Here is a 6,505-nt window from a genome sequence, read left to right on the forward strand (position 1 = left end):
CGACGGTCGCCGGGTCCACGGCGGTCACCTCCAGCGCCCCGGCGTGCACCACCATCAGCGAGACCCGGTGCGCCACCACGTCGTGCATCTCCCGGGCGATCCGGGTCCGCTCCTCGGCGCGGACCCGGTCGGCGCGGGCCTCCTGCTCGCGTTCCAGCCGCTCGGCCCGGTCCCGCAGAGCGGCGAGCGTGTCCTGACGGGCCCGTACCCACAGGCCGAAGACCACTGGGAGCCCGCCCAGGCAGGCGGCGAGAAGCAGCCGGGTGCCGGCGGTGGCGGTGGCTACCGTGGCGGTCCCGGCGGCGGTGCGGGTGCTCCCGGTGGCGGTTTCCGTCCGGGTGGTCCGGCCGGTGGTGGCGGTCGTCCGGGTGCGGGCGGTCGTGGCCGTGGCGGCGGCGCCGCGGGTGCCTTCGGGCGTCCGGGTGGTCGGCCGACGCGCGGTCGCAAGTCCAAGAAGCAGCGCAGACAGGAGTTCGACAACCTGTCGGCTCCGACCATGAGCTCGGGTGCTCCCCGGGGTCAGGGTCAGATCGTCCGGCTCTCCCGTGGCGCCTCGCTGTCGGACTTCGCGGACAAGATCAACGCCAACCCGGGTTCGCTGGTCCAGGAGATGTTCAACCTGGGCGAGATGGTGACCGCGACCCAGTCCTGTTCTGACGACACCCTGCACCTGCTGGGTGAGCACCTGGGCTTCGACATCCAGATCGTCAGCCCGGAGGACGAGGACCGCGAGCTGCTCGCGCAGTTCAACATCGACCTCGACGCGGAGGTGGCCGAGGAGCGTTTGGTCAGCCGTGCGCCGGTGGTGACCGTCATGGGTCACGTCGACCACGGTAAGACCAAGCTGCTCGACGCCATCCGTAAGGCGAACGTCGTGGCCGGTGAGGCGGGTGGCATCACCCAGCACATCGGTGCCTACCAGGTCCACGTCCCGCACGAGGGCGAGGACCGGGCGGTCACCTTCATCGACACCCCGGGTCACGAGGCGTTCACCGCCATGCGTGCTCGTGGTGCCCAGGTCACGGACATCGTGATCCTGGTCGTCGCGGCCGACGACGGCGTGATGCCGCAGACCATCGAGGCGTTGAACCACGCCAAGGCGGCCGACGTGCCGATCGTGGTCGCGGTCAACAAGGTCGACAAGCCGGACGCCAACCCGGACAAGGTCCGCCAGCAGCTGACCGAGTACGGCCTGGTCGCCGAGGAGTACGGCGGCGAGACCATGTTCGTCAACGTGGCAGCCAAGCCGGGCATCGGCATCGAGGAGCTGCTCGAGGCCGTCCTGCTGACCGCCGACGCGTCGCTGGAGCTGACCGCTCCGATCGACGGGCCGGCGCAGGGTGTGGCCATCGAGGCACACCTGGACAAGGGCCGCGGTGCGGTGGCGACGGTGCTGGTGCAGAAGGGCACCCTGCGGGCGGGCGACTCGATCGTCGCCGGTGGGGCGCACGGCCGGGTCCGGGCCATGCTCGACGAGAACGGCAACCAGCTCACCGAGGCTGGGCCGGCGCGTCCGGTCATGGTGCTGGGTCTGACCGCGCCGCCCGGCGCGGGAGACACGTTCCTGGCCGCGGCGGACGACCGCACGGTGCGGCAGATCGCCGAGCAGCGGCAGGCACGGCGGCGGGCGGCGTCCTTCGCCAACTCCCGTGGTCGGGCCACCCTCGAGACGCTCATGGAGCAGCTCAAGGAGGGCGAGAAGACCTCGCTCAACCTCATCCTCAAGGGCGATGTCTCCGGTTCGGTGGAGGCCCTGGAGGACGCGCTGTTCAACCTCGACATCCCCGAGGAGGTCCAGCTCAAGGTCCTCGACCGGGGCGTCGGCGCGATCACCGAGAGCAACGTCATGCTCGCGAGTGCGTCGTCCGAGCCGGTCACGATCATCGGCTTCAACGTGCGGGCCTCGAACAAGGTCCGTGAGATGGCCGACCGCGAGGGCGTGGAGATCCGGTACTACACCGTCATCTACCAGGCCATCGAGGAGATCGAGGCAGCGCTCAAGGGCCTGCTCAAGCCGGAGTACGAGGAGGCCGAGCTGGGCAGCGCGGAGATCCGCGACGTCTTCCGCTCGTCCAAGATCGGCAACATCTCCGGTTGCATCGTCCGGTCGGGCATCATCCGACGCAACGCGAAGGCTCGCCTGCTTCGGGACGGGGCGGTCGTGGCGGACAACCTCACGATCACCTCGCTCAAGCGGTTCAAGGACGACGCCACCGAGGTCCGCGAGGGCTTCGAGTGCGGTCTGACCCTGGGTGGTTACAACAACGTCCAGGTCGGCGACGTCATCGAGACCTTCGAGATGCGGGAGAAGGTTCGCGCCTGATCCGGCAGTGACACGCTGATCAAGGGGTTTACGCCGACTGGCGTAAACCCCTTGATCATGCGGGGCGGGTTGGCGGTATCGTCCGGGGCGATGTTCACCGGAACCGCGGTCTTCGACCTGCTGCTGCCGGGCGACTCCAGGTCGCTCAAAGCCAAGAGATCATATGTACGGCCGATCGTGGCGGCGCTGCGCCGCTTCGAGGTGTCGGCCGCCGAGGTGGGTGCGCTCGACCTGCATGGTCGAGCGCAGCTCGCGGTGGCCGTGGTGGCCGCCGAGACGGCGCACGTCCGCGAGGTGCTCGACTCCTGTGAGCGCCTGGTGGCCGGTCGCCCCGAAGTCGAGTTGCTGTCGGTCCGGCGCCGGCTCTACGGCGTGGACGACGACTGAGCACGGTGCCGGCTGGTGCCGGGCGACCGGAGCGGCCCCGAAGGTAATGTTCGAGATGTTGGCCGGTCGGCCGGCGGCCTCCGGGCCGCCGGCTCGACCGGAAGCAGGACGCCGTGGAGGTGGCGAGATGTCTGATCCGGCCAAGGTACGCCGGCACGCGGAACGGGTGCGTGAGCTGGTCGCGTCGGTGGTGCGGAGCCAGATCAAGGACCCGCGGCTCGGGATGATCACCATCACCGACGCCCGGATTACCGCTGACCTGCGTGACGCGACGGTCTTCTACACCGTGCTCGGTGACTCGGTGGCCCAGGCGGACACCGCGGCGGCCCTGGAGAGCGCCAAGGGGCTGCTGCGCAGCACGGTCGGCAAGGCCCTCGGGCTGCGCCACTCGCCGACCCTCACGTTCGTCCTCGACGACGTGCAGGACCAGGTCAAGCACATCGACGACCTGCTCGCCGCCGCCCGCAACGCCGACGCCGAGGTGCAGCGACTCGCCGCCCAGGCGAAGTACGCCGGCGAGGCCCAGCCGTACCGGGTGGATGACGAGGACGACGAGACGGACGAGGCCGACGAGGCCACCGACGTCAAGGAGACCCCGCGGGGTGGGGAAACGCGGTGACCAGCACCGCCAGCGCCCCGCTCGCCGGGGCCGCCGGGCTCGGCCCCGCCGAGGCGGACTGGGCCGCGGCCGAGGCGTTGGTGCGGGCTCTCCCGCCGACCGCCCGTACGCTGCTGATCTGCCACATCAACCCGGACGGCGACGCGCTGGGCAGCATGCTCGGCTTCGGTCTGGGTCTGCGGCAGTTCGGCGTACGCGACGTGCAGGCGACCTTTCCCGGGCCGCCGGAGGTGCCGGAGCCGTTCCGGGGGCTGCCCGGGCTGGACCTGCTGGTCCCGGCGGACGCCGCCGACCCGGCGCCCGATCTGGTGATCTGCTTCGACGCGGCCAGCGAGTCGCGCCTCGGTGAGTTGGCCGGGCGGCTGTCGTCGGCGGGTGCGGCGCTGGTGCTCGACCACCACGCCTCCAACCCCGGTTTCGGCACGGTCAACCTGGTCGACCCGGGTGCGGCGGCCACCTCGGTGGTGGCCGAACAGTTGCTGGCCCGGCTCGGGGTGGTGGTGGATCCGGCCATCGCCGAGTGCCTCTACGTGGCGCTGACCACGGATACCGGCTCGTTCCGGTTCGAGGCGACCACCCCGGCGGTGCATCAGATGGCCGCCCGGTTGCTGGCGACCGGCATCTCGCCCGGTGACATCTCCCGGCGGGTCTTCGACACCCGCCCCTTCGGCGCGGTCCGCCTCTTCGGTGAGGTGCTCGGCCGGGCCCGGCTGGAGCCGGCCGCCGCCGGGGGCCGGGGGCTGGTCTGGACCTTCGCCACGCTGGACGACCTGGCCCGGCACGACCAGCGGCCGTACGTGCTGGAGGCGCTGATCGACTCGGTGCGCTGCACCGCCGAGGCGGATGTGAGCTGCGTGGTGAAGCAGACCAGGCCCGCCGAGTGGGCGGTGTCGATGCGCAGCAAGGGCGCGGTGGACGTCAGTCGGGTCGCGGTCGCGCTCGGCGGTGGCGGGCACACGTTCGCGGCCGGGTTCACCGGTCGGGGCACCGTCGAGCAGGTGGTCGAGTCGATCCGCGGTCAGCTGGACGCGGCGCTGGTCGGCTGACGTCGTCCTTCGACCGCTGTCGATCGGCTGGCGCGGAAGATCAGGGTCAGCTCCGGGGAGTGTTGGTCTTCCCGCGTTCCGTGATACCGGGAAGAATTGCGGGATGGAGCAGCCGCACGACCTCACCGTGGAGGCCCCCCGCGCCTGGGACCGGCCCGCCGTCTCCGTTCCCGTCCTCGTCTGCCTGTCGCTCGTCGGCGGCCGGTTCGCGTCCTTCTCCACCGAGGCGAATCTGTTCACGCTCGGCACCGGTGGGGTGCTGATCTGGCTCGGTCTGAGCAACCGGGTGCCCCGCCGGCCGGCGCCGCGCCGGTTGGGCGCGGGGGCGGCCTGGTGGGCGGTGCCGGTGGTGGTCTTCGGGGTCTTCGAGGGCGCGACCTTCGTGCTGGCCGCCGGCGATGACTTCCCCACCTTCTCCCGGTTGGCCGACCCGCTCCTGGAGGATCACCTGACCCGGTCGGCGGTCTGGTTCGCCTGGTTGGCCGCGTTCTGGGGGCTGGTGCGGCGATGATGCGAGCGCTCGCGATCGGCGGCTTCCTGGCCTCGCTGGTCCTCTTCGCGGTGGTCGAGTGGATGGCCCGGCGGGAGGGGTCTCGGATCCCCACCCTGGGCGAGGTCTGCGCCTACGTGATGCGCTACGAGGTGGGCTCGGTGCCGGTGGGCCGGATCGGTCTGTTCGGGTTCTGGTGGTGGCTGGGCTGGCACTTCCTGGCCCGCTGAGCCGGGTTGCCGACCGTCCAAATGGCGGGAACCGTAAGCAGTATGTGGACCTGAACGATAACTTGGGAGAAGGCCGGTGCCGCCTGGCGGTGCAGGTCATGGGCGGTGGTGCCACACCCCGTGCCGCCTCCCTCCAGGGTCGGATCGACCCGGGCTCACGCTGCCCAGTCGGCTGCTCCGGTAATCCCGGACCGCCGTGGGGCGCTCAGCACGACCGCCCGTGAGGGTCGCCGCGTGTCGGCGACTCGCGCCCTGGGAAGAGGAGCGCCACCATGCCGAACAAGCCCAAGCCCGAGACCGCCACCGACGACGCCCGCGAGCAGGCCCGCCGCGCGCTGCAGACGTCGATGGACACCCGGCAGTGATCCGACCCGTCCGGCGGTAGGCACAGCGCGGGGCCGCGGGGACGCCACGTGCCACCCGCCGACGGGTAAGTAGTCGGCGGGATTGCGATCCTTACCGCAGCCATGCCAGGATCGGCGGCGATGAGCCAGACCGCCGCCCACCGACCCGCCTCGCCCCGGCGGATCGCCGGCCTCGCCCTGCCGGCCCTCGTGGTGCTGGCCGCCGAGCCGCTCTACGTGCTTGTCGACACCGCCGTGGTCGGTCACCTCGGCCGGGTGCCGCTCGCCGCGCTCGCCGTCGGCGGCACGGTGATGACGCTCACCGCCTGGGTGGGCACCGTGGTCGCCTACGGCACCACCGGGCGTGCGGCCCGCCGCTTCGGCGCGGGTGACCGGGCAGCCGCGGTCGCCGAGGGCGTCCAGTCGTCCTGGTTGGCGTTCGGCGTCGGTCTGCTGATCGCGATCGGCATGCAGGTCGGCGGCGGCGCGCTCGCGCGTACCCTCGCCGGTGGTGGTGGCGACGTGGCCGACGCCGCCGCGCAGTGGCTGCGGATCGCGGCCCTCGGCGCTCCTGGCCTGCTGCTCGCCGCCGCCGGCAACGGCTGGCTGCGCGGCGTGCAGGACACTCGCCGCCCGTTGTTCTTCGTGCTCGGCCCCAACCTGCTCTCCGCGCTGCTGTGCCCGCTGCTGGTCTACCCCGGCGGGCTGGGTCTGGTCGGCTCGGCGGTGGCGAACGTCGTCGCGCAGACGCTCTGCGGGGTGCTCTTCGCCGCGGCCCTGGTCGGTGAGCGGGTGTCGCTGCGGCCCCGACCCCGCGTGATCCGCCAGCAACTGGTGCTCAGCCGGGACCTGCTGATCCGTGGGCTGGCGTTCCAGGCCAGCTTCCTGTCCGCGACCGCCGTCGCCGCCCGCTTCGGCGCCGCCGCCGTCGGCGCCCACCAGATCGCCCTGCAACTCTGGTTCTTCACCGCGCTGGTGCTCGACGCCCTCGCCATCGCCGCGCAGTCCCTGGTCGGTGCCGCGCTCGGCGCCGGCGACGACGCGGCGGCGCGGGCGCTCGCCCGCC

8 protein-coding genes are annotated in these 6,505 nt (G+C 71.9%); 7 read left to right on the plus strand and 1 reads right to left on the minus strand.

Going from position 1 to position 6,505, the window contains the following annotated elements:
- Positions 1-226, minus strand: a 226-nt coding sequence (locus tag PSH25_RS24635) for a histidine kinase (RefSeq protein WP_238661332.1), incomplete at its 3' end; no start/stop codon positions are given.
- Between the two features lie 270 nt (positions 227-496).
- On the opposite strand from PSH25_RS24635, the gene infB reads away from it, so the two are divergent.
- From infB to PSH25_RS24670, 7 genes are all read left to right on the plus strand, one after another.
- The gene (gene infB / locus PSH25_RS24640) at positions 497-2,323 is read left to right on the plus strand and encodes a translation initiation factor IF-2 (RefSeq protein ID WP_238661333.1); all 1,827 of its coding nucleotides are present in this window, start codon (positions 497-499) and stop codon (positions 2,321-2,323) included.
- A gap of 90 nt (positions 2,324-2,413) precedes the next feature.
- Complete coding sequence (locus PSH25_RS24645) at positions 2,414-2,710, plus strand: DUF503 domain-containing protein (RefSeq protein WP_030489481.1); 297 nt, start codon at positions 2,414-2,416, stop codon at positions 2,708-2,710.
- A gap of 127 nt (positions 2,711-2,837) precedes the next feature.
- Complete coding sequence (rbfA, locus tag PSH25_RS24650) at positions 2,838-3,329, plus strand: 30S ribosome-binding factor RbfA (protein WP_238661334.1); 492 nt, start codon at positions 2,838-2,840, stop codon at positions 3,327-3,329.
- A complete protein-coding gene (locus tag PSH25_RS24655) occupies positions 3,326-4,375 on the plus strand; it encodes a DHH family phosphoesterase (RefSeq protein WP_238661335.1) in 1,050 nt (349 codons plus the stop codon). The genes rbfA and PSH25_RS24655 overlap by 4 nt, the downstream gene beginning before the upstream one ends.
- 103 nt (positions 4,376-4,478) lie before the next feature.
- Positions 4,479-4,886, plus strand: coding sequence for a hypothetical protein (locus tag PSH25_RS24660; RefSeq protein ID WP_030489478.1), 408 nt, complete (start codon positions 4,479-4,481; stop codon positions 4,884-4,886).
- Complete coding sequence (locus PSH25_RS24665) at positions 4,886-5,095, plus strand: DUF6186 family protein (RefSeq protein WP_238661337.1); 210 nt, start codon at positions 4,886-4,888, stop codon at positions 5,093-5,095. The genes PSH25_RS24660 and PSH25_RS24665 overlap by 1 nt, the downstream gene beginning before the upstream one ends.
- A 485-nt stretch (positions 5,096-5,580) precedes the next feature.
- The coding region (locus PSH25_RS24670) for an MATE family efflux transporter (protein ID WP_238661336.1) at positions 5,581-6,505 on the plus strand (925 nt) is incomplete at its 3' end.

The sequence above is a fragment of the Micromonospora foliorum genome, assembly GCF_022229015.1.
In the GTDB taxonomy this organism is placed as follows: domain Bacteria; phylum Actinomycetota; class Actinomycetes; order Mycobacteriales; family Micromonosporaceae; genus Micromonospora; species Micromonospora foliorum.